Genomic DNA, 19,495 nt, shown 5'->3' with positions numbered 1-19,495 from the left:
GTAACCCGATGAAGGACGAGGTGCGCGCTTTTGTCATCGCGCAACTGCAGGACATGAACTACGACACCGAGGGCATCGACGACGACACCACGCTCGGCCCGGCCGGTGTGGATCTGGAGTCGCTCGCGCTCGCGGACCTGTCGGTCCGGGTCGAGGACCGGTTCGGCGTACGGTTCTCCGACGACGAGTCCGAGCAACTCGCGTTGATGACGGTCGGCGAGTTCACCGCCGAGGTGGCCGGCCGGGTAGCTCAGCAAGTCTGATGAGGCTCCTTCCCCCGCCCGGGAGGGCCGAGATCATCGACTGGCTGGCCGGACTCGGCGAGCGGTCATCCGGTGCCGAACGGATCGACTCGATGGAGCTGGCCTGGCTGGCTCATCAGGTCGAGCAACGGTACGGCGTCGAGCTCTCCGACGAGCAGCTCGAACGCATCGCCACCGTGGACGACGCGGTCGCGGTCCTGGCCGAAGTGCTGACCAGCCATGTCTGAACCCAGACCGGTCTCCGTCACCGGCCTCTCGATCCTGACCGCACTCGGCCGCGGCCCAGAGGCGCAGCTTGCCGGTACGGCGGCCTTCAGCGAGGTCCAGCGCTTCGACACCAGCAACCGTCGCGTGCACCGAGCCGCCACGGCCGCCGACGTCGGCACGCTGGAAGAAGAGCTGGACCTCGCGGTAGCAACCGCTTGCGCGCAAGCAGGTGTCGACCGCAGCACGACACCTCTCCTGCTCGCCCTGCACACCGCTCCGTCCTGCGACTTCGGCCAGCGACGCGTCTACACGAGCGCCTGCGTCTCAGCCAGTACGGCGATCGCCGACGCCGCGACGTTGATCCGCGCCGGCCGAGCCGATCACATCGTCGTAGCAGCCGCCTACCTGGTCGAGCCAGACCAATACGCCCTCTTCGACGCCGGCCGAGCCCTGGCCGACGACGGCACCGTCCGCCCTTTCAGCCAACACCGCCGAGGCCTACTCCTGGGCGACGGTGTAGCCGCGGCGGTCCTGCAAGCGGGCGAAGGCCTGGCCGAACTCGCCGGCTGGGCCCGAGCTGGCGACGCCTACCACCCGTGTCAGCCATCGCCGGACGGTCGAGGTCTGGCCGCAGCCATCCGGGCGGCACTCCACAAGGCCAACCTGTCGCCGGACGAGATCGGCTACATCAATGCCAACGCGACAGGTACGAGCTTCAGCGACGCCGCCGAGGCCACCGCAATCCGCCAGGTCTTCGCCCGAACGACCCCGACCGGATTTGAGGGGTCGACCCACCAAACGGTGGGTTATCTACCCGGAATACGGGTGGATAACCCCCAACTTCGGACGCCCACCAGTCAAATGCGGACTGGGGTCGGGCCGCCGGTCAGCTCGACGAAGGCTTTGCACGGGCATGCGTTGGAGGCGTCCGGCCTCATCGAGCTGGTGCTCACGATCCAGGCGCTGCGGGTAGGCAAGTTGCCGGTGAACGCGGGCTTCTTGGCACCTGACCCGGCGTGCACGCTCGATCTGATTCTCGACGCGCCCCGGCGCGCCGGTTCGCCGTACGGGATGTCGCTCAACTCGGCCTTTGGTGGGGCCAACACGGCGCTGGTGGTGCGGGCGGCATGAAGCAGCTTCCGGAAACTCATCAGCTGGTGGTGCTTGCGGAAGCTCACTGGCCGGAGGCGAATGATGACGTCGCGGGAGGGCCGCCGAGCCTGCCGGGGTTCGTGTTGTCGGCGTTCAACCCGTTGGCCGCGGTGGTTGCGGATCGTTGTCTGGACCGGCTGCCTGCGGAACGCTCATCGAGGACCGGGATCGTGCTGGTCAGCGAGGGGGATCGAGCCAGCGCCGAGCACGTCCGGCGGTCTGTTGCTGAAGGCAAGCGAATCGGGCCGCTGTTCTTCTTCCAGTCGGTTCCGAACAGTGTCGCGGGCCTGATCGCGGCGAAATGGGAGTTGCGTGGACCGGTGGTCTGCGTGACGGACGGCGGGCTCGACGAGGCCGCCTTGCTGATCGGCGACGGGGACGCCGATCACGTGCTGATCGTGGAGATCGACGCCGACCAGGCGTCGGCCCGGATCGTGAGTGGGGGAGACCCGACATGAAGAGCCTCAGAGCCCGGCTGGCCGCCGATCCGGAGATCGGCACCGGCAACGTCCTGCACCGAGTGATCGCGCACGGCGCCGACCTCGACGGTCCCGGGCTGACCTTCGACACACCAGTCGACCACTATCCGGCCGAGCATCCGCTGACTCTCGGCGAGCTCGACGAGCGGGTTCAGGCGCGTACGGCGTGGCTGCACGAACACGGGATCGGCCGGCGGGACGTGATCGCGATCTGGGCCACCGAGGCGCAGGACATCGTGCTCAGCTTCCTCGCGCTGACCCGGATCGGTGCGATCCCCGCGCTGATGAACGGCAAGATGGCACCGCCGATCGCGGCCGAGTTCATCCGGCGCCTGCGGGTGACCGGTGTCCTCGCCGATGCCGCGCACCGCCGACTCCTGCAGCCGGAACTGGCCGAGCAGGAGGCGCCGATTCTCGCCGAGCCACGTGAAGTCGGCACCGGTGACCCGGCCAAGGCGCCGGAGCATTACCGCCACCACCGCGACGATCCCGTCGTGATCACGCACACCAGCGGCACGACCGGCGTACCCAAGGCCGTTCTGCACACCCACACCACCTTGTACGCCGCGCTCAAGCACCTGCTCACCATGCCGCAGGCGCAAGGCACCGACAGGATCCTGAACGCGCTGCCGATCCCGCACACCGCGACGGTCCTGATGGTCAACCAGGTCCTCGGCAACCGGGCCGAGATGCTCCTGTTGTCCAGCCAGGACGCTCCCGACGTACTGCGGCAGATCGAACGCTGGAAGCCACGCGCCGTCTACGGGTTCGCCGTCACCTGGGCCGGTCTGGCCCGGGAGGACCTGAGTCAGCACGACCTTGACTCGGTGCGGATGTGGTTCAACACCGGCGACTGCGCGCACGAGCCGCACATTCGCAAACTCGTTGCCGTCGGCACCCGTGAGGCCGTCACCCGGCAAGGGCGCACGACAGTCAAGGGCTCGCACTTCGTGGATGGTCTCGGTTCCAGCGAGATGGGACACAACGGGTTCCACATCACGCATACCATCGACAGCGACCACTACGGCCGCTGTATCGGGAAGCCGTACGGGTTCGCTGAGGCCGCCGTACTGAGCTCCACCGGCGAGGAGTTGCCGCCGGGCAAGGTCGGCCTGCTCGGCTTCCGCTCGCCGTCGGTGTCACCCGGCTACTGGAACGACTCGGTCAACACGTACCGCTTCCGGCTGAACGGCTGGTTCCTCACCGGCGACCTGGCCTACCGCGACGAGACCGGCCACTACTTCCACCTCGACCGGATCCCCGACGCGGTCGCCGGCTTCGACGGCCCGCAGCTGTTCACCTCGATGTCCGAGGAACGCATCCTCGCCGCCCTGCCCGAAGTCCTCGACTGCACGGTGATCATCGTCAACACCGACGGCCGGTACGTCGCCGACGTCCTGCTCGAGCTGGCACCCGACGCCGACGACGTCGACCGCACCGCAAAGGTGAGGACGGCGGTCGGTGAGGAGGTAGCGGCGATCATCCGCAAGATCAGCGTGGTCGGCGCGGACGAGGTCCCGGTCACGGTGACCGGCAAAGTCCGCAAGGTCGCGCTCCGCGAGAAGCGCCTCACCGGAGTGGACGCATGAGCGGGCCGCCTGCCGTCACGATCACGGGGATGGGCCTGCTCACCCCGGTCGGTCGCGGTGTCGAGACCGTGTACGACGCCTTGCTGCACGGCCGATCCGGGATCGTGAAACCCCCGGCCGACCATCCGATCGCCAACTCGGTCGAGCTCGCGGGCATCCTCCCACCGGTCGACCCCGGGACGATCGCGAACGGACCGGACGGCAAGGTGATGGACCGCACGGTCATCCTCGCCCAACTGGCCGCGGAGGACGCGTTGAGCGACGCCGGCCTGACGATCGGGGACAACGTCGACCCCGACCGCATCGGCGTGATCATCGGCGGCGTCGGCGGGATGGCGACCCTCGAACAACAAGTCCTCGCCCGGGCCGAACGCGGCCGCGCGGCCGTCAGCCCCTATCTGCTGACCGGGATCCTCCCGAACATGCCGGCCGCCCGCGTCGCGATCCGCTTCGGCCTCCGCGGCTACACCTCGTCCGTCGGTACGGCGTGTGCCTCCGGAGCTCAGGCGATCGCCGACGCGGTTCGCCTGATCCGGTCCGGCGAGGCGGACGTCGTACTGTGCGGAGCCAGTGAGGCGCCGTTGTTCCCGACGTTCGCGGAGACCTTCGCCAACGCTCGTGCGCTGGCGCGCGGGTGGGACGACCCGTCCGAGGCGAGCCGGCCGTTCGACCTGCGCCGGAACGGGTTCGTGCTGTCCGAGGGCGCGGCGCTGCTGGTCCTGGAGAGCGCCGAGCACGCCGCCGCACGCAACGCACCCGGCTACGCGGACGTCGTCGGCTACGGCGTCAACTCGGACGCGCATCATCCGACCGCGCCACGGCCTGACGGAGTCGGTGCGGCGGAGTGCATGCGAAAGGCCTTCAAAACAATCGATCCGGCCCGCATCGGCTACGTCAACGCACACGGCACGAGCACAAAGTTGGGTGACGTTGCGGAGTCGATAGCGATCGGTCTGGCGTTCGGTGACCACTCACCGGCCGTGAGCTCGACCAAGGCTCTGACCGGTCACATGCTCGGCACCTCCGGGGTGGTGGAGGCCGCGGCGACCGCGCTGGCCGTCAACACCGGCCTGGTGCCACCGACATACCACCTGGATGATCCGGATCCCGCCTGCCCTGCGGACCACGTTCGCAAGGAACCGCGGGAGATCCGGCCGGAGTACGCGCTGTCGAACTCGTTCGGGTTCGGCGGCCAGAACGTGAGCCTGCTCCTCGGCATCGCCAGTACGCCGGAGCGCAGACACATCAACAGTGAAGTGAGGTTGTGATGGAGATCTACGGGATCGACCACGTGGAGCTGTACGTGGGCGACGCTCGGCAGGCGGCGTTCTACCTTGGACACGCGTTCGGGCTGCAGATCCACGGTCAGGGCGGACCGGAGACCGGCCTGCCGGATCAGCGATCGCTGCTACTGCGGGAGGACGCCGTACAGATCGTGCTGACGTCCGGACTGGCGGCTGACCACCCGGCCGCGGCGTACGTGCAACGGCACGGGGACGGCGTCGCGATCGTCGGGCTCGAGGTCGACGACGCGACATCGTCGTACGGCGAACTGGTTGCCAGAGGCGCCGAAGGACTCCAGGAGCCGGTCCGCTACGAGCACGGCGACACGACCGTCGTGATCGCGGAGGTGGCCGGGTTCGGTGACGTGATCCACCGGCTGGTCGAGCGGCACGGACCGCGGCACGAGTTCCTGCCCGGCCGGATCCACATCACCGAGCCCGCGGGAGGCCCGGACGAGAAGCTGTTCAGCGAGATCGACCACCTGGCCATCTGCGTGCCGTCCGGTGAACTGGAGCCGACGGCGGCGTTCTACGAGCAGGTGTTCGGCTTCCCGCGGATCTTCGAGGAGTACATCGAGGTGGCCGGCCAGGGGATGGACTCGAAGGTGGTCCAGAGCCCGTCGAAACACGTCACGTTCACCCTGATCGAGCCGGACCCGAGCCGCCGCCCCGGCCAGATCGACGACTTCCTCAGCTGGCACGCCGGCGCCGGCGTACAGCACATCGCCTTGCGGACCAGCGACATCGTCGAAGCGGTCAGCACGCTGGCCGGCCGAGGGGTCAACTTCCTCGGTACGCCGTCGACGTACTACGAAGCACTGCCGGAGCGGGTCGGTGAGGTGGACACGCCGATCGAGGACCTGCAGGAGCTCGGCATCCTGGTCGATCGCGACCACTGGGGACAGCTGTTGCAGATCTTCACCGAGTCGATGCACGTCCGGCGCACGCTGTTCCTCGAGATCATCGAGCGGCGCGGCGCGATGACGTTCGGCAGCGGCAACATCAAGGCCCTGTACGAGGCCAAGGAACGCGAGCTGGCAGGAGTTGACGCATGACTCTCGAATTCAAGCTGTCCGAAGAAGAGATCGAACTCCTGCCGTCCGACGAGGACGTTGCCTTTTACAACGAGCATGGCTGGTACCTGTCCAAGAAGTTGCTCACCGACGACGAGACCGAGGAGCTGGTCAACGCGAGCGAGCGCTACTACGCCGGCGAGCGAGACCGCACTCTGCCGACTGCCCCGCCGAAGCTGGCGTACTGGGACCCGTCGAAGGGTGACGTCCAGCGGCACAACGACTACGTGCACTACGAACACGACGGTCTGGCCAAGATCCTGCGCAAGCCGTTGATCGGCGCGGTCGCGGCCCGGCTGGCGCAGGTGAACGAGATCCGGATCTTCCAGTCCACCCTGATCTACAAGCCGCCGATCGAGGGCGAGCCCTCGAACATCGTGCCCTGGCACTTCGACAAGCACTACTGGTCGTCATCCTCGTCGGACCGGATGCTGACCGCGTTCATCCCGTTCCACGACTGCCCGCCGGAGATGGGCACGATCACGATGGTCGACGGCAGCCATCGCTGGCAGGAGATCGGTTCCGACGACACCGTCGTACGCCACTTCGCCGAACGCGACCGGTCCCAGCTCGACCAGATGCTGTCCGAGAACGCGGCATACAACAACGCCGAGGTGGTCAAGATCCCGATCACCATCCCGCGCGGGCACATGAACTTCCATCACTGCCGGACGTATCACGGCAGCGGTGCGAACGTCAGCGATCGCCCGCGCCGGGCGATGTCGCTGCACCTGCAGGACGGGGACAACCGCTACCGCGAGTTCCCACTCTCCGACGGGACCCTGGCGTCGTACAACCACGACGTGCTGGTACGGCGGACCTCCGACGGGCGGCCCGACTACGCCGATCCCGACTACTGCCCGACGCTCTGGGCCGATCGCTAGAGGAGTGCAGCACATGTCCCGTTACGACTGGGGTCACACCCACGCGATCGTCGACTACCTCGAGCGGGACGCCATTCTCGCGGCGGGGAAGGACTGACAGATGGGGAGTGTCGATCTCTACCGGACCGTGCGGCTGATCCGTCGCTTCGAGGAACGTGCGATCGAGTACGTGCGGTCCGGAGAGATCGTCGGCGGCATTCACCCGTACATCGGGGAGGAAGCTGTCGCGGCCGGGGTGTGTGCGGCGTTGCGTGTGGATGACCTGATCACCAGCACGCACCGCGGCCACGGGCACGTCCTGGCACGCGGAGTGAACCCGGCGCGGTTGCTCGCCGAGTTGATGGGTCGCGAGACCGGGCTCAACAAAGGCCGCGGCGGGTCGATGCACGCAGCCGACTTCAGCCTCGGCATCCTCGGCGCCAACGCGATCGTCGGCGCGGCCGGGTCGATCGCCACCGGCGCCGCCTGGGCGCATCGTCGCCTGGGCCGGGACACGGTCGCGGCCACCTTCTTCGGCGACGGCGCGATGAACGAGGGAATGCTGCTCGAAGCCTTCAACCTGGCCGCCCTCTGGCAGGTGCCGGTGATCTTCGTTTGCGAGAACAACGGCTACGCCACCACCATGCCGGTCGAGTCGGCGGTCGCCGGCAGCATCACCGGACGCGCTCGCGCCTTCGGCATACCGGCATTCACGATCGATGGCCAGGATCCCGAAAAGGTGCTGGCGGCAACGGCAGCCGCGGTCGCCCGGGCCCGCGCCGGCTGGGGACCGACGTTCCTGGAATGTACGACGTACCGGTTCGATGCTCACCACACCTTCGAGCACCGGACGCGGCTCACCTATCGCTCGACCGAGGAAGTCTCCGCCGGGTGGTCGCGGGACCCAGTGGAGATCCAGGGCGCACGACTGACCGCAGCCGAGCGAGACGCGGTCGATGCCGAGGTCGAGGCCCTGCTCGACGCGGCGGCCGGGATCGCGCTGGACAGCCCCCATCCCGACCCCGCCGCCGCCCTCGAGTACCTCTACGCCTCCCCGGAGGTGATGCGGTGAAGCTCTCCTACTTGAAGGCGCTCAACCGAGCGCTGGGCGACGCGTTGGCCGAGGACCCGGCCGTCTTCCTGCTCGGCGAGGACATCCGGGTCGCCGCGTCCAACCTGACCGCGGGGCTGTTCAACCGCTTCGGCCCGGATCGGGTGCTCGACACACCGCTGTCGGAGCAGGCGTTCACCAACTTCGCCACCGGTGCCGCGCTGGCCGGGCTGCGGCCGGTGATCGAGTTCCAGATCCCGTCGTTGCTGTTCCTGGTCTTCGAGCAGATCGCCAACCAGGCGCACAAGTTCTCCCTGATGACCGGCGGCCAGTGCAAGGTGCCGGTCACGTACGTCGTCCCCGGCTCCGGCTCGCGGACCGGGTGGGCCGGTCAGCATTCCGATCATCCCTACAGCCTGTTCGCCCACGTCGGCGTGAAGACCGTCGTACCGGCGACGCCATCGGACGCCTACGGACTGCTGGTCTCGGCGATCCGGGACGACGATCCGGTCGTGGTATTCGCGCCGGCGGGTGCCCTCGGTATCCGCGACGACGTCGACTTCGGCACCCTGGCGCCGGTCCCGCTCGGCGTCGGCCGGGTCGCCCGGGCCGGCACCGATGTCACAGTCGTTGCCCTCGGCCACCTTGTCCAGGACGCCCTGACGGTCGCCGACGAACTGGCCGGACTCGGCACCTCGGTCGAAGTCTTCGACCCGCGAACCGTCTACCCACTCGACGTCGACGGCCTCATTGCCTCGCTGACCAAGACCCGCCGACTGGTGGTGATCGACGACTCCAACCGGACCAGCGGATTCGCCGCCGAAGTCCTCGCCGTCGCCGCCGAGCGGGTTGCGCTCGACGCCGCACCGCGCCGAGTCACCCGGCCGGACGGAGCCGTCCTCCCGTTCGCCTTGGCGCTGGACCGAGCCGTCCAACCTGGCCGCGACCACCTCGTCGCCGCGATCCACGCCGTACTGGAGGAGCAATGACCGACTTGTGGCCTCGGTTCTCCGAGGACGTTCGTACGGCGCTGGTCGCGCGGGGACTCGACTCGTGGCAGCAGGTGTACGACGGAGTCGCGACGCACAACAAGGAGTGGCGACCGCTCCGGCCGCCGATCATGTCGGCCGCCGCGTACCGCTCGATGACAGACATCTCGGCGACGGTGGCGCGGCTGATCCTCGAGGCATGCTTGCGGCGGGCAACGACCGCGGGGGAGTTGCGGCGGATCCTTGGGATGGCGGACGACGCTATCGACCTCCTTGACGAGGGGGCACCGTTGAGCGAGGAGCTGCTCGGGGGTGTGCGTGCGGACATCCTGCTGGCGGACGGTACGCCGTACGTGGTGGAGGTCAACATCGACAGCGCGTTGGGCGGTGCTCACGACTCCGACGGGATCGTGCGAAGGTTTCTGTCAGCGTACGACGGTGATCCGATGCTGGATGGGATTGGGCTGACCGCACCGGCGTCCGCTGTCGACGCGCGGTACGAGGCAGTGCGGAACGGGCTGGGGCTGACGGGTCAGAACCGGCTCGCGATGATCTTCACCACCGGCGGAACGTATCCGGGGTCGCAGGACGGACGGGCAACGATCAAGCTGCTCGAGCCGTTCAGCGAACGCGGTCGCGAGCTCGGGCTGGACATGCGGGTGTTTCCGGTCGAGTGGCTCACTCTGGATGACGCCGGCCGGTTGTGCGTCGACGACGGACCGATCGACGCCGTACTCCGGATGTTCGTCCCCCAAGGCACCAAACCCAGCGCAGGCTTCGACGCCCTGGCCACAGCCGTCCGGACGCGTACGATCCGCATGTTCACTCCCGCCGCCAGTTGGCTCCTGGCCAGCAAAGCAATCCTCGCGTGGCTCTGGGACGACCTGGAAGAGCTGTCCCCGTCGGACGCGTCGGTAGTACGTCGCCATGTCCCGCGGACGTACACCCTGTCGCCGGACGTGCGTGCGCAGGCTCTCGCCTACCAGGCTGGACTCGTCCTCAAGCCATCCGGTTCGTACGGCGGCGTGGGCGTCGTCGTGGGGCCCGAAGTGTCGGCTGCGGCCTGGCAGGCATCCATGGACGCCGCGATCACCGAGGGCGGCTACATCCTCCAGGCCTACGTCCCGGCCGACCGCCTCACCATGCAGTTCGTCGACGTGGTGACCGACCGGGTTGCCGAGGCCCCCGTGCCCTTCTGCATCGCGCCGTACCTCTTCGGAGGATCGGCGGCCGGCGCGTATCTGCGATTCTCCGTCCCCGGAGCCGGTCCCGTCGTCAACGTCGGCCAGGGTGCCCTGACCAGCGGACTCCTGCTCGTCGAGTAAGGCGCGCTATCCACAGCGGTGGATAAGTTGGCAGGAAGTTGTCAGTTTGGAATCCCTGCAAAATAAGGGCTTTCGGGTTCGAAAAGTGTCTGTGGGTGTGTCTAGGGTTTTGGGTATGGAACTCCTGGACGAGCGGCCGGTCTGGTCGATGAGCGGCGATGAGATGCTGGCCGCTCTCGATGCGCTGCAGGCCGGGCTGACCCGGATGCAGGTCCGCCGGCTGGAGTTCCTCGCAGCTCTCGACGCACTGGGACACGCACGGGAGATCGGCGCCCGTGACACCGTCCAGCTGCTGTCGATCCGGCACCGCCTCGACCCGGTCGACGTACGCCGCGATCTGAAGCTTGCCACCGCGCTGCCGAAGTACGCAGCCGTCCGCGCCGCCCTGGGCGCCGGTGTGACCTCCGCGGACAACCCCGCATCGACGCAGCTGAACGCCGGGCAAGCGCAGGCGATCGTCGCCGCGCTGGAAAAGATCCCGCCCTCGGCGATGGTGCCAGTGGAGGATCTGCAGGTCGCCGAACAAGAAATGGTGACCGCCGCCCAGACGCTCGCACCGAAGGACCTGCGCCTACTCGGCAAGGAGGCCCGCGACCGCCTCGACCCCGACGGCGCGGAACCGGATCCCGACCTGGAGACCCGCGAAGACCTGTGGCTGAAGAACGCCGACCACGGCGTGAAGTTCGGCGGCTGGCTGGCCGCCGAGAACGCCGAACTCCTGCAAACCCTCATTTTCGCCGGCTCGAAGCCGCACAAGACACCCAACGGCGAGCGCGATCCCCGCGGCCGCGGCAAGCGCCAGGCTGACGCGTTGACCGCCGTCCTCCGCACCGCGGCAGGCACCGGCACCGCCGTCCCCGGTCACGGCGACATCAAGCCCCACATCACCGTCACCATCGACCTAGACGACCTACGCACCGGCACCGGCACCGGCGACCTCGTGTACGGCGACTCCCTCTCCGCCGCCGCCGTACGACGCCTCGCCTGCGACGCCGGTGTCATCCCGATCGTCCTCGGCTCCAACTCCGAACCCCTCGACGTCGGCACCGAACACCGCTACGTCACCCGCGCCATCCGCCAAGCCCTCAACGCCCGCGACAAAGGCTGCGTCATCTGCGGCGCCCCACCCGCCATGACCGAAGCCCACCACATCATCCACTGGTCCAACGGCGGCCCCACCTCCCTGGACAACCTCGTCCTCCTCTGCAAAACGCGACCACATAGCCGTCCACCAGAACCACTGGACCATCCACCTAACCAACGGCCACCCCCAAATCACCCGCCCACCCTGGTCCACCCCCACCCCACCACCCCAAACCCACCCCCCACCCCACCAAGCCGCCTAACCCCCACCCCCAACCACCCACCGAACCCCGAACCTCACCGACACAGCTCCTACCGGCCCACGTTTCCCGCGCGGTGTCATGCCGCGCCGGGGAATCGTGCCCCGCCGCGAAATGTGCCGCGCCGGATCGGTGCCGTGCCGGGTGCGTTCGGGGTGTCGTGGCGCGCCGAAGGAACGTGCCGGGCCAGGTCCCTGCCGTACCAGATCGGTGCCGCGTCGGTGGCGTTCTGGGTGTCGTGCCGGGCCAGGCCGCGCGAATCGTGCCGCGCCAGATCGGTGCCGCGTGGAGTGCCGTTCCGGGTGTACTGCCGGCCGGACGCCGCACCGGGAATCGCCCCCGCCGGCAACCCTGCCGCGCCAGATCCCTGCCGCGCCAGATCCGTGCCGCGTCGGATGCGTTCCGGATGTCGGGCCGCGCCGGAACCGTGCCGCGTCGAGTGCGGCTCCGGGTGTGGTCTCGCCGGGGGGCCTGCGGCGATGGGTGGCGTGCCGGGTGTCGTGTCGGGCTGGGGAGCCGTGCCGGGTGTCGTGTCGGGCTGGGGAGCCGTGCCGGGTCAGCTGCCTGCCGCATCAGGTCGGTGCGGCGCGAGTGGCGTTCTGGCTGTCGCACCGAGCCGGGCCTTGTTCCGCGCAGTGTCATGCATGCATCGCGGGCGTGCGGCGCGGTGCAGGGCCGGGTGCTGCGCTGCGTACTGGGCCGTGTCGTGAGTCGCACCGTGCCGGGACCCGTGCCGCGTCCACCGGCACCCGAGTCTCACCGAGTCCCGGCAACCCACAGAAATGCAATTCATACGTCGCCGCTGCGAGCTGGTCACGAACGTCGGCGAAACCCAAGACCTGAAGGTGCTGCCGAGCCGATGCCCAACGTGGCCCCACGGATGCCCGGCTTCCTCCGCCCACGACCGGCGCCGCCTCGGCCACTCCGCGAATGCTCCTCGTGCATGGCCGGCAGCCGGGCCACGCCCGATGGGACCCGACGACCTTCGCCAAGTCCGGTGGCCGCACGCAAGTCCGGCCCATCCGTCGCGGGCTGTGAGCTGGTCGCGAACGTCGGCTTGACTGAAGGTGCTGCCGAACCGATGCCCAACGTGGCCCCACGGACGTCCGGCTTCCTGCGCCCACGACCGGCGCCGCCCCGACCATCCGCGAATGGTCCTCGTCGCGCATGGCCGGCAGCCGGACCACGCCCAATGGCCTCAACGATCCTCGCCACGTCCCTTGGCTGCGGGATCTGTCCAGCCACAGCCCCACGCCCGCCGCCCGGCATCTCGCCGGTGGACGAGGCGATGTATCCCCCGATCGCCGCATCGGACCGAAAGTCCTTGAATCCAAGGCGTCATCAAGTGTCCCTGGGCGCGCTGGGGGCGGCGCTCAGCTGACCGCTGGACGCTCAGTTCAGCGTACGGCTGTCTGTGGGTCGGGCTTGAATCAGGAGGCCGGGCGCAGGTGGCGGGTGAGGGTTCGGAGGGTTTCGGTGGTGGCTACGGCGTCGCTGCGGGCGGTGCCGTGGCGGCCGTCGGAGCTGTAGAGGGTGGGGTCTGTTGAGAGGGGATGGTCGGTCAAGTGGATGTGGATGGTGCCTAGTTTGGTTGCGAGGGTGGCGGTGCGGTCGGAGAGGGTGCGCATTCGTTGTCTGAGGCCCGGGCGGAGCCAGGTGGGGATGGCCGGGCTGTAGGAGATGTCGAACATGCCGAGGGTGATCACGTCGGCGCCGGCGTTCTGCAGGGTGGTGATCATGGTGGTGAGTTCGCGGTCGACGCGGTCGGGGTCGTACGTCGCCGGGAAGGCGTCGTTGCCGCCGCCGACGACGAGGGCGAGGTCGGGGCCGAAGGCAACGGCTGGTTCGAGTTGGCTGGCGAGGATTTCGCGGGTGCGGAGGCCGCTGACACCGAGGTTCAGGTAGGCGAGGTCCGGCTGGATCGCGCGGAGTTCGGTGGCGATCCGGTCGGTCCACTGCAGTTCGCTGTAACCGTCAACCGGCTCGCACAGACCCTCCGCCACGCTGTCTCCGAGTACGACGAACCGACGCCAAGGGTGCCCCGCGAGCAACTCAGCACTCTCACCCGGCCGCAAACAGAAAGGATCCGTCGCCTCGACCACACCAACCGTCGTCCGAGGCGTTCCCCGGCCGCCGGCGGCAGACCTCCGTGTCGGACGCAGGGCAGTCGCCGCCGGCGTCGTCTGGATTGTGCCCGCGGCGGCGGGTGGCGTCGGCGCACCCGGGTCGGCCGCGGCGGGTGTGGTTTGGGTCGTGTGCGGTTCGGAGGCGGGGGTGATCTGGGGCGTCTCGGGGGTCGCGGTGGTGGTTGTCCAGGGCGTGCTGGAGTTGGCCGCGGCGGTTGCCGTCGGGGGCGTACTCGGGTCGGCCGCGGCAGGTGTCGGTTGGCTTGTGTGCGGGCTGGTTGCCATGGGTGTGGTTCGGGGTGTGCTTGGGGCGGCGGCGGTTGTCGTCCGGGGTGTGCAGGAGTCGGCCGCGGCGGGTTTGGGTGGGTTGGGGGTGGTCATGCCGCCTTCGTGGGGGTTGGGGTGGGGGTGTCCAGGATGCGGCCGGGGGTGCGGTGGAGTAGGGGGTAGAGGCTGATGATGAGGCAGGTGACGCCGCAGCCGGTGAGGGCGGGGAGTAGGCCGAAGGTGCTTACTAGTTCGCCGGCGAGGAGGGCGCCTAGGGGGAGGCCGGCGAAGGAGGAGGCGGCGACCACGCCGATGACGCGGGCCTGCAAGGGCTTGGGGACGTGTTCGTAGAGGACTGCGCCGAAGACCGGGTTGATGGCGGCGATGCCGATCCCGGACAGGAAGGTCACCGCCATCACCAGGATCAGGTGATCACTGAGGCCGAGGACAAGTAGCCGGGGACTGCCACCGATGACGGCGCCGATGGCGAAGGTGAGGTAGCGGGGCACCTTGGTGGCGAGTACGGCGAACCCGATGCTGCCGAGCAGTGCGCCGGCCGAGAACGCGCCGAGGGTCAGGCCGAGGCCGGCCGGTGAACCCAGTTCCTCCGCGACCCAGAGCGGGATGAACACGGCAGTACTCGCGCTCGTGAAGACGTTGATGGTGAACGTGGTGATCAGCATCGTGGCCAGCAGAGCGTCTCGCCGTACGAAGGTGAACCCCTCCGCGAGGGAGCGGAAGTACTTGTCCCGGCGCGCTTCGAGCTTGGCGTCCGGCGGATGTACGAACGCGGCCACCAGCAGGCCGCACACCGCGAACGTGGCCGCGTCGATCCACAACACCGAGGCCGCATCCGTCCAGTAGATGAGCAACCCGGCCAGCGGCGCGCCCAGTAAAGTCGCACCCCGGGAGAAAGCTTCATGCAACGAGGTCACCCGGATCAGCGCGACTTCGGCGGCCTCAGCCATCGGGCGTACGAGCAACTCCTTGGACCGATCCGCGACCCCGCGCAACGCACCGGCCACGGCCACCAGCAACAGCAGCGTCGCGAACCCGAGCCCGGTGGTCGCCGCGATCGCCGCTACCGCCACCGCGCTGGCCAGGTTCGCGATGATCGAGGCCGCCCGTGCACCGAGCCGGTCGATCACCGGACCGCCCATGATGCTGGCGACGATGTACGGCACCATCTCAACCGCCGCGACCAGTCCCATCCGCGACGCACTGCCGGTGCTGACCAGCACCAGCCACGGGATGGCCACCATCGAGACCCGGCTACCCACCGCGGAGAGTACGTCCGCGGCGAACAGCACCACCAATCCCCGCTTGGGGGTCATCAGATCCCACCAACCGTGGTCGCCTGCGCGTCCGGATGCAGCTGGGCGTAGAGCTTGCGGAGGGCAACTTTGTCGACCTTGGCGATGCGGGTCAGTGGGAGTTGCTCCACGAAGTCGATGGAGGTCGGGGTCCACATCTCGTTCAGCGACTTGGTGACCAACTGCTGGAGTTCCTCGGCCGGGACGGTGTGACGGGTGACGACGAAGGCGTGGACTGCTTCGCCGACCACGGGATCCGGTACGCCGATGACGGCCGCGGTGCGGACCGCCGGATGACCCGCCAGCACGTCCTCGATCGGCCGGCAGAAGATGGCCCAGTTGCGGCGGGTGGTGACGATCATGTCGTGGACGCGGTCGACCAGGAAGAGGTACCCGTCCCGGTCGACGTAGCCGAGGTCGCGGGTTCGGAGCCAGCCGTCGACCAGCGTGTCCGCGGTCAGGTCCGGCTTGCCGAGGTAGCCCGCGAACGTGAGCTTGCTCCGCACCCACACCTCCCCGGTCTGCCCGGCCGGCAGCACCTTCCCGTCGTCGTCCCGGATCTCCACCCGCACATCGCCGTACGGCGTACCGGCCGACGCCAACCGTTCGGGGTGCAAGGGATCCTCGGTCAGACCGGGCAACGCGGTGACGACAACGGCCTCGCTCAGTCCGTAGACGATCCGCAGCACCGGGCCGAAGCGCGCGATGCCCTGACGCAGTCGCGCCGGTGTGGCCGGACCGGCGCCGACGTTGAGCATGAACAGGCTGCTGCAGTCGAAGTCTTCCCCACCGGGATGATCGAGCAGCTCGTAGAGCATCGGCGGTGTGACATAGGTCGAGGTGATCCTCTCCGTCGAGACGATCCGGTAGAACTCTTCCGGCGACCAGGTGTCGGTGAGGAACAGCACCCCACCGGTGAACAGGTTGAAGAAGCTGGTGATCTGCCCGCTCGCCAGCCACAACGGCGATCCCGAGTAGTGCCGCAACAGCGGAAACCCGTTCGCCACAAAGGCATCCGCCAGCTCGAGGATCTGCTCGTAGAAGCTTTGCGTGTGGTGGACGAGCTTCGGGTCCCCGGTCGTACCGCTCGTCTGCAGCACCGAGTCCGGCGCCGGCACCGACGGATCGATCTCGTACGGCGTTTCGCCTGACCGCGACGTCAGCGCCGGCAACGAGAAGGCAGGCATCGGCGCGAGTGAGGAGACGAGGTCCTGGGCGAGCTCGGCGGAGGGGTCGTAGACGAACGCGTCGGCGTCGGCGAGCGTGGCGAACCGGTCGATCTCCCGGCGGGACGTGATCGGCGCACACCACAGCACCCGGCAACCGTGCAGGTGCAGGGCGAGTTGGAGGGCCGGCGCGTCGAAGCAGTTCGCCGCCATCACCAGCACCCTGCCGCCCGGCCGGATCCCGCCGTCCCGGACCGCGGCCGCGATCCGCAGCACGTCGCGGATCAGTTCGCCGTACGTCGCAGTTCGCTCGCCGCGGACCAAGGCGGGACGTTCCGCGTAGCCCTGAAACAACGCGAGCACGCGGAGCGCATAATTGCTGCTGTTTTCTGGCAGGACGAATTCAGGCGGCATTTCGTCAGTATTCCCCTCGGCTCCGGCCACCCCCAGCCGTCGCCGCGACTCTACTGGATGCGCGGACCGCTGGAAAGAGGCTGAAAACCCTTCTGTCGTCGCTCTGTGAAGTCGCGCGGTCACTCCCCACCCCAGGTGAAGGAATACCCCTGCGATTCGCCCTGACAACCGCTCGGCTAACCTCTGGCGAAGCATTTCAAGAAATGCCTTTGCAGTGCATTGACCGGATTCCTCGGCGCGTAATACGTTCCGGTCCGCAGCTCATTCCGCCAGGAGGTCCGTCCATGCATGTTTCCAGCAGTTGGCGTGCGGTCGCGGTGACCGCTGCCCTGACCCTGGCCGGCTCGAGCCTGGCCGGCGCGAGCTACGGAGGCCATCGCGAGGCCGAGTGGGTGGGCACCTGGGCGACCGCGGTCACCCACGGCAACGCGGCCGGGTCGACCAACCTCGGCCTGACCGACCAGAGCGTCCGGCTGGTGGTGCGGCCGACCGTCGGCGGCGACCGGATCCGGATCCGGCTGTCGAACATCTACGGCGAGAAGACCGTCACCGTGGGCGCCGCGACCGTTGCCAAGCCCGACAAGTCGACTCCGGAGCAGTCCGACATCGACCCGGCAACCCTGCGGACGTTGACGTTCAACGGCTCCGGGACCGCGTTGATGATCAAGGGTAGCGAGCTGCTCAGCGACCCGGTCGACCTCGAGCTCGGCAACCTCGACGACCTCGTCATCAGCCTGTACTTCCCGCAGAACACCGGCCCGACCACGTTCCACGGCTCGTCGCTCCAGGAGAACTTCGTCGGACCGTCGAACCTGGTCGACCAGCCCGGCGGTGCGGCGTACACGCTGACCCGGCGCTGCTGCTGGTTCTTCCTGTCCGGTGTTGACGTCGAGACCGACAAGTCCGACGGTTCGATCGTCGTCCTGGGCGACTCGATCACCGACGGTACCGCCAGCACGTTCAACGCCAACAACCGCTGGCCCGACCAGCTCGCCGAGCGGCTGATCGCGTCGGCCGGCAAGCGGGGCAGGGTGCCGAGCGTGCTGAACGCGGGCCTGGCCGGCAGCCGGCTCAACCACGAAGGCAGCGAGCCGTCCGACAACGGCGTCTTCCCCGGTTTCAACGAGGTCGGCGTGAACTCGCTGGCGCGGCTCAACGAGGACGTGTTCGCGCAGACCGGCGTACGCACGGTCATCACCGAACTGGGCGTCAACGACATCTGGATGTCCGACGACTCCGCGGCCGAGATCATCGGCGCGCTGCGGCAGCTGAACACGCAGGTCAAGCAACGCGGGCTGCGCAGCCTGGTCAGCACGATCACGCCGTTCGAGGGCATCGGCGGCGCCGGCAGCTGGACCCCGGCGAAGGAGGCCACCCGGCAGGCGGTGAACAGCTACCTGCGGTCGAGCAGCGAGTTCGACGGCGTGCTGGACTTCGACCAGGTTCTGCGTGACCCGGCCGCGCCGAGCAAGCTGAACCCGGCGTACGACTCGGGCGACCACATCCACCCGAACGACGCCGGCTACCAGGCGATGGCGGCGTCCGTCCCGCTCAAACTGGTGCGCTGACCGCCAAGCACATGTCGGGGGAAGCCGGTGCGTAGCCGTAGCCTGCTGCTGCGTGGACGCCAGTCCATGCTGATTCGATGGGGGTGATTCGATGCCGCTGGACCCGCAGGTCGAGGCCATGCGTGCCGAACGTGAGGCCAACAACGTCCCGCAGCTCTACACCCAGCCCCTGGCCGAGGCTCGCGCCGCGGACCTCGCGTCCATCCAGGCCGCGGGCGGTGAGGTCGAGAAGGTTCACCACGTCGAGGACCTCGCCACCGATGACGGGGTACAGCTGCGGGTTTACCGCCCGGACCTGACCGGCCCGTTGCCGACCCTGATCTACTTCTTCGGTGGCGGTTGGACACTCGGCAGCATCGAGACCGCCGACGGCATCAGTCGCAAGCTGGCCAACGCCGTTCCCTGCCAGGTGATCACAGTCGGCTATCGGCTCGCACCGGAGCATCCGTTCCCGGCCGCCGTACACGACTGTCACCACGCGACGCAGTGGATCGCGGCGCACGCAGGTGGGCTGCAGGCCGACCCGGCGAGATTGGTCGTCGGTGGCGACAGTGCCGGCGGCAACCTGGCTGCCGCGACGACTTTGCTTGCCCGGGACAACGGTCCGGAGCTGGCTGGTCAGCTGCTGGTCTATCCGAACACGCTCTACGGCTCGGACACCATCTCGATGCGGGCCGGCGACGATCCGTACCTCTTCAACAAGACCTCGGTCGGCTGGTACTGGGACCACTACCTGACCGACTCCGCCGACGGCCTGAACCCGTTGGCGTCACCGCTCTTGGCCGAGTCCCACGCCGATCTGCCACCAGCGCTGGTGATCACCGCGGAGTACGACCCGCTGCGTGACGAGGGCGAGTACTACGCCGAGAAGCTGCACGCCGCCGGGGTTCCGACCACCCTCAGCCGGTACGACGGGATGGTGCACGGCTTCTTCGCGATGTCAGGCATCCTCGACGGCGGCAAGAAAGCCATGGCCGAGGCGGCAAGCTGGCTGAACAAGATCTTCGGCGATGACTGAGCCTCC

The 19,495-nt window shown here is 68.4% G+C and carries 17 protein-coding genes; 14 read left to right on the top strand and 3 right to left on the bottom strand.

The window, feature by feature from the left end:
• Positions 1-8: 8 nt before the first annotated feature.
• From AB0F43_RS32230 to AB0F43_RS32175, 12 genes are all read left to right on the top strand, one after another.
• A complete protein-coding gene (locus tag AB0F43_RS32230) occupies positions 9-263 on the top strand; it encodes an acyl carrier protein (protein ID WP_328526176.1) in 255 nt (84 codons plus the stop codon).
• A complete protein-coding gene (locus AB0F43_RS32225; protein WP_360485503.1) occupies positions 263-490 on the top strand; it encodes an acyl carrier protein in 228 nt (75 codons plus the stop codon). Before AB0F43_RS32230 ends, AB0F43_RS32225 begins: the two co-directional genes overlap by 1 nt.
• Positions 483-1,601 carry a beta-ketoacyl synthase N-terminal-like domain-containing protein gene (locus AB0F43_RS32220; RefSeq protein WP_360485500.1) on the top strand — a complete coding sequence of 373 codons (1,119 nt, stop codon included), beginning with the start codon at positions 483-485 and terminating at the stop codon, positions 1,599-1,601. Before AB0F43_RS32225 ends, AB0F43_RS32220 begins: the two co-directional genes overlap by 8 nt.
• The gene (locus AB0F43_RS32215; protein WP_360485497.1) at positions 1,598-2,080 is read left to right on the top strand and encodes a hypothetical protein; all 483 of its coding nucleotides are present in this window, start codon (positions 1,598-1,600) and stop codon (positions 2,078-2,080) included. Before AB0F43_RS32220 ends, AB0F43_RS32215 begins: the two co-directional genes overlap by 4 nt.
• A complete protein-coding gene (locus AB0F43_RS32210; protein WP_360485493.1) occupies positions 2,077-3,690 on the top strand; it encodes a class I adenylate-forming enzyme family protein in 1,614 nt (537 codons plus the stop codon). The genes AB0F43_RS32215 and AB0F43_RS32210 overlap by 4 nt, the downstream gene beginning before the upstream one ends.
• The gene (locus AB0F43_RS32205) at positions 3,687-4,958 is read left to right on the top strand and encodes a beta-ketoacyl-[acyl-carrier-protein] synthase family protein (protein ID WP_360485490.1); all 1,272 of its coding nucleotides are present in this window, start codon (positions 3,687-3,689) and stop codon (positions 4,956-4,958) included. Before AB0F43_RS32210 ends, AB0F43_RS32205 begins: the two co-directional genes overlap by 4 nt.
• Entirely contained in the window at positions 4,958-6,028 is a 1,071-nt protein-coding gene (hppD, locus tag AB0F43_RS32200; RefSeq protein ID WP_360485487.1) for a 4-hydroxyphenylpyruvate dioxygenase, read from the top strand. The genes AB0F43_RS32205 and hppD overlap by 1 nt, the downstream gene beginning before the upstream one ends.
• Positions 6,025-6,930: a phytanoyl-CoA dioxygenase family protein gene (locus AB0F43_RS32195; protein WP_360485484.1), complete on the top strand. Its 906-nt coding sequence runs from the start codon at positions 6,025-6,027 to the stop codon at positions 6,928-6,930. The genes hppD and AB0F43_RS32195 overlap by 4 nt, the downstream gene beginning before the upstream one ends.
• Positions 6,931-7,030: 100 nt before the next feature.
• On the top strand, positions 7,031-7,981 hold the full coding sequence (locus AB0F43_RS32190) for a thiamine pyrophosphate-dependent dehydrogenase E1 component subunit alpha (RefSeq protein WP_360485481.1): 951 nt from the start codon (positions 7,031-7,033) through the stop codon (positions 7,979-7,981).
• Positions 7,978-8,949, top strand: a complete 972-nt coding sequence (locus AB0F43_RS32185; protein ID WP_360485478.1) for a transketolase C-terminal domain-containing protein — start codon at positions 7,978-7,980, stop codon at positions 8,947-8,949. The genes AB0F43_RS32190 and AB0F43_RS32185 overlap by 4 nt, the downstream gene beginning before the upstream one ends.
• Positions 8,946-10,274, top strand: a complete 1,329-nt coding sequence (locus AB0F43_RS32180) for a hypothetical protein (RefSeq protein ID WP_360485475.1) — start codon at positions 8,946-8,948, stop codon at positions 10,272-10,274. Before AB0F43_RS32185 ends, AB0F43_RS32180 begins: the two co-directional genes overlap by 4 nt.
• Before the next feature lie 115 nt (positions 10,275-10,389).
• The gene (locus tag AB0F43_RS32175; protein ID WP_360485472.1) at positions 10,390-12,327 is read left to right on the top strand and encodes a DUF222 domain-containing protein; all 1,938 of its coding nucleotides are present in this window, start codon (positions 10,390-10,392) and stop codon (positions 12,325-12,327) included.
• Between the two features lie 720 nt (positions 12,328-13,047).
• Here AB0F43_RS32175 and AB0F43_RS32170 read toward each other — a convergent pair.
• The 3 genes from AB0F43_RS32170 to AB0F43_RS32160 form a co-directional block, all read right to left on the bottom strand.
• Positions 13,048-13,719 carry an SGNH/GDSL hydrolase family protein gene (locus tag AB0F43_RS32170; protein WP_360486055.1) on the bottom strand — a complete coding sequence of 224 codons (672 nt, stop codon included), beginning with the start codon at positions 13,717-13,719 and terminating at the stop codon, positions 13,048-13,050.
• Positions 13,720-14,120: 401 nt separating this feature from the next.
• A complete protein-coding gene (locus AB0F43_RS32165; protein WP_360485469.1) occupies positions 14,121-15,344 on the bottom strand; it encodes an MFS transporter in 1,224 nt (407 codons plus the stop codon).
• The gene (locus AB0F43_RS32160; protein WP_360485466.1) at positions 15,344-16,903 is read right to left on the bottom strand and encodes an AMP-binding protein; all 1,560 of its coding nucleotides are present in this window, start codon (positions 16,901-16,903) and stop codon (positions 15,344-15,346) included. Before AB0F43_RS32160 ends, AB0F43_RS32165 begins: the two co-directional genes overlap by 1 nt.
• A 284-nt stretch (positions 16,904-17,187) precedes the next feature.
• Here AB0F43_RS32160 and AB0F43_RS32155 point away from each other — a divergent pair, with 284 nt between their 5' ends.
• Entirely contained in the window at positions 17,188-18,471 is a 1,284-nt protein-coding gene (locus AB0F43_RS32155) for an SGNH/GDSL hydrolase family protein (RefSeq protein ID WP_360485463.1), read from the top strand.
• Positions 18,472-18,562: 91 nt separating this feature from the next.
• Complete coding sequence (locus tag AB0F43_RS32150; protein WP_360485460.1) at positions 18,563-19,489, top strand: alpha/beta hydrolase; 927 nt, start codon at positions 18,563-18,565, stop codon at positions 19,487-19,489.
• Positions 19,490-19,495 lie beyond the last annotated feature (6 nt).

Source organism: Kribbella sp. NPDC023972, assembly GCF_040639075.1.
In the GTDB taxonomy this organism is placed as follows: Bacteria; Actinomycetota; Actinomycetes; order Propionibacteriales; family Kribbellaceae; genus Kribbella.
The sequence above is the reverse complement of the archived record's forward strand: the minus strand, read 5'-3'. Positions and strand labels throughout refer to the sequence as shown.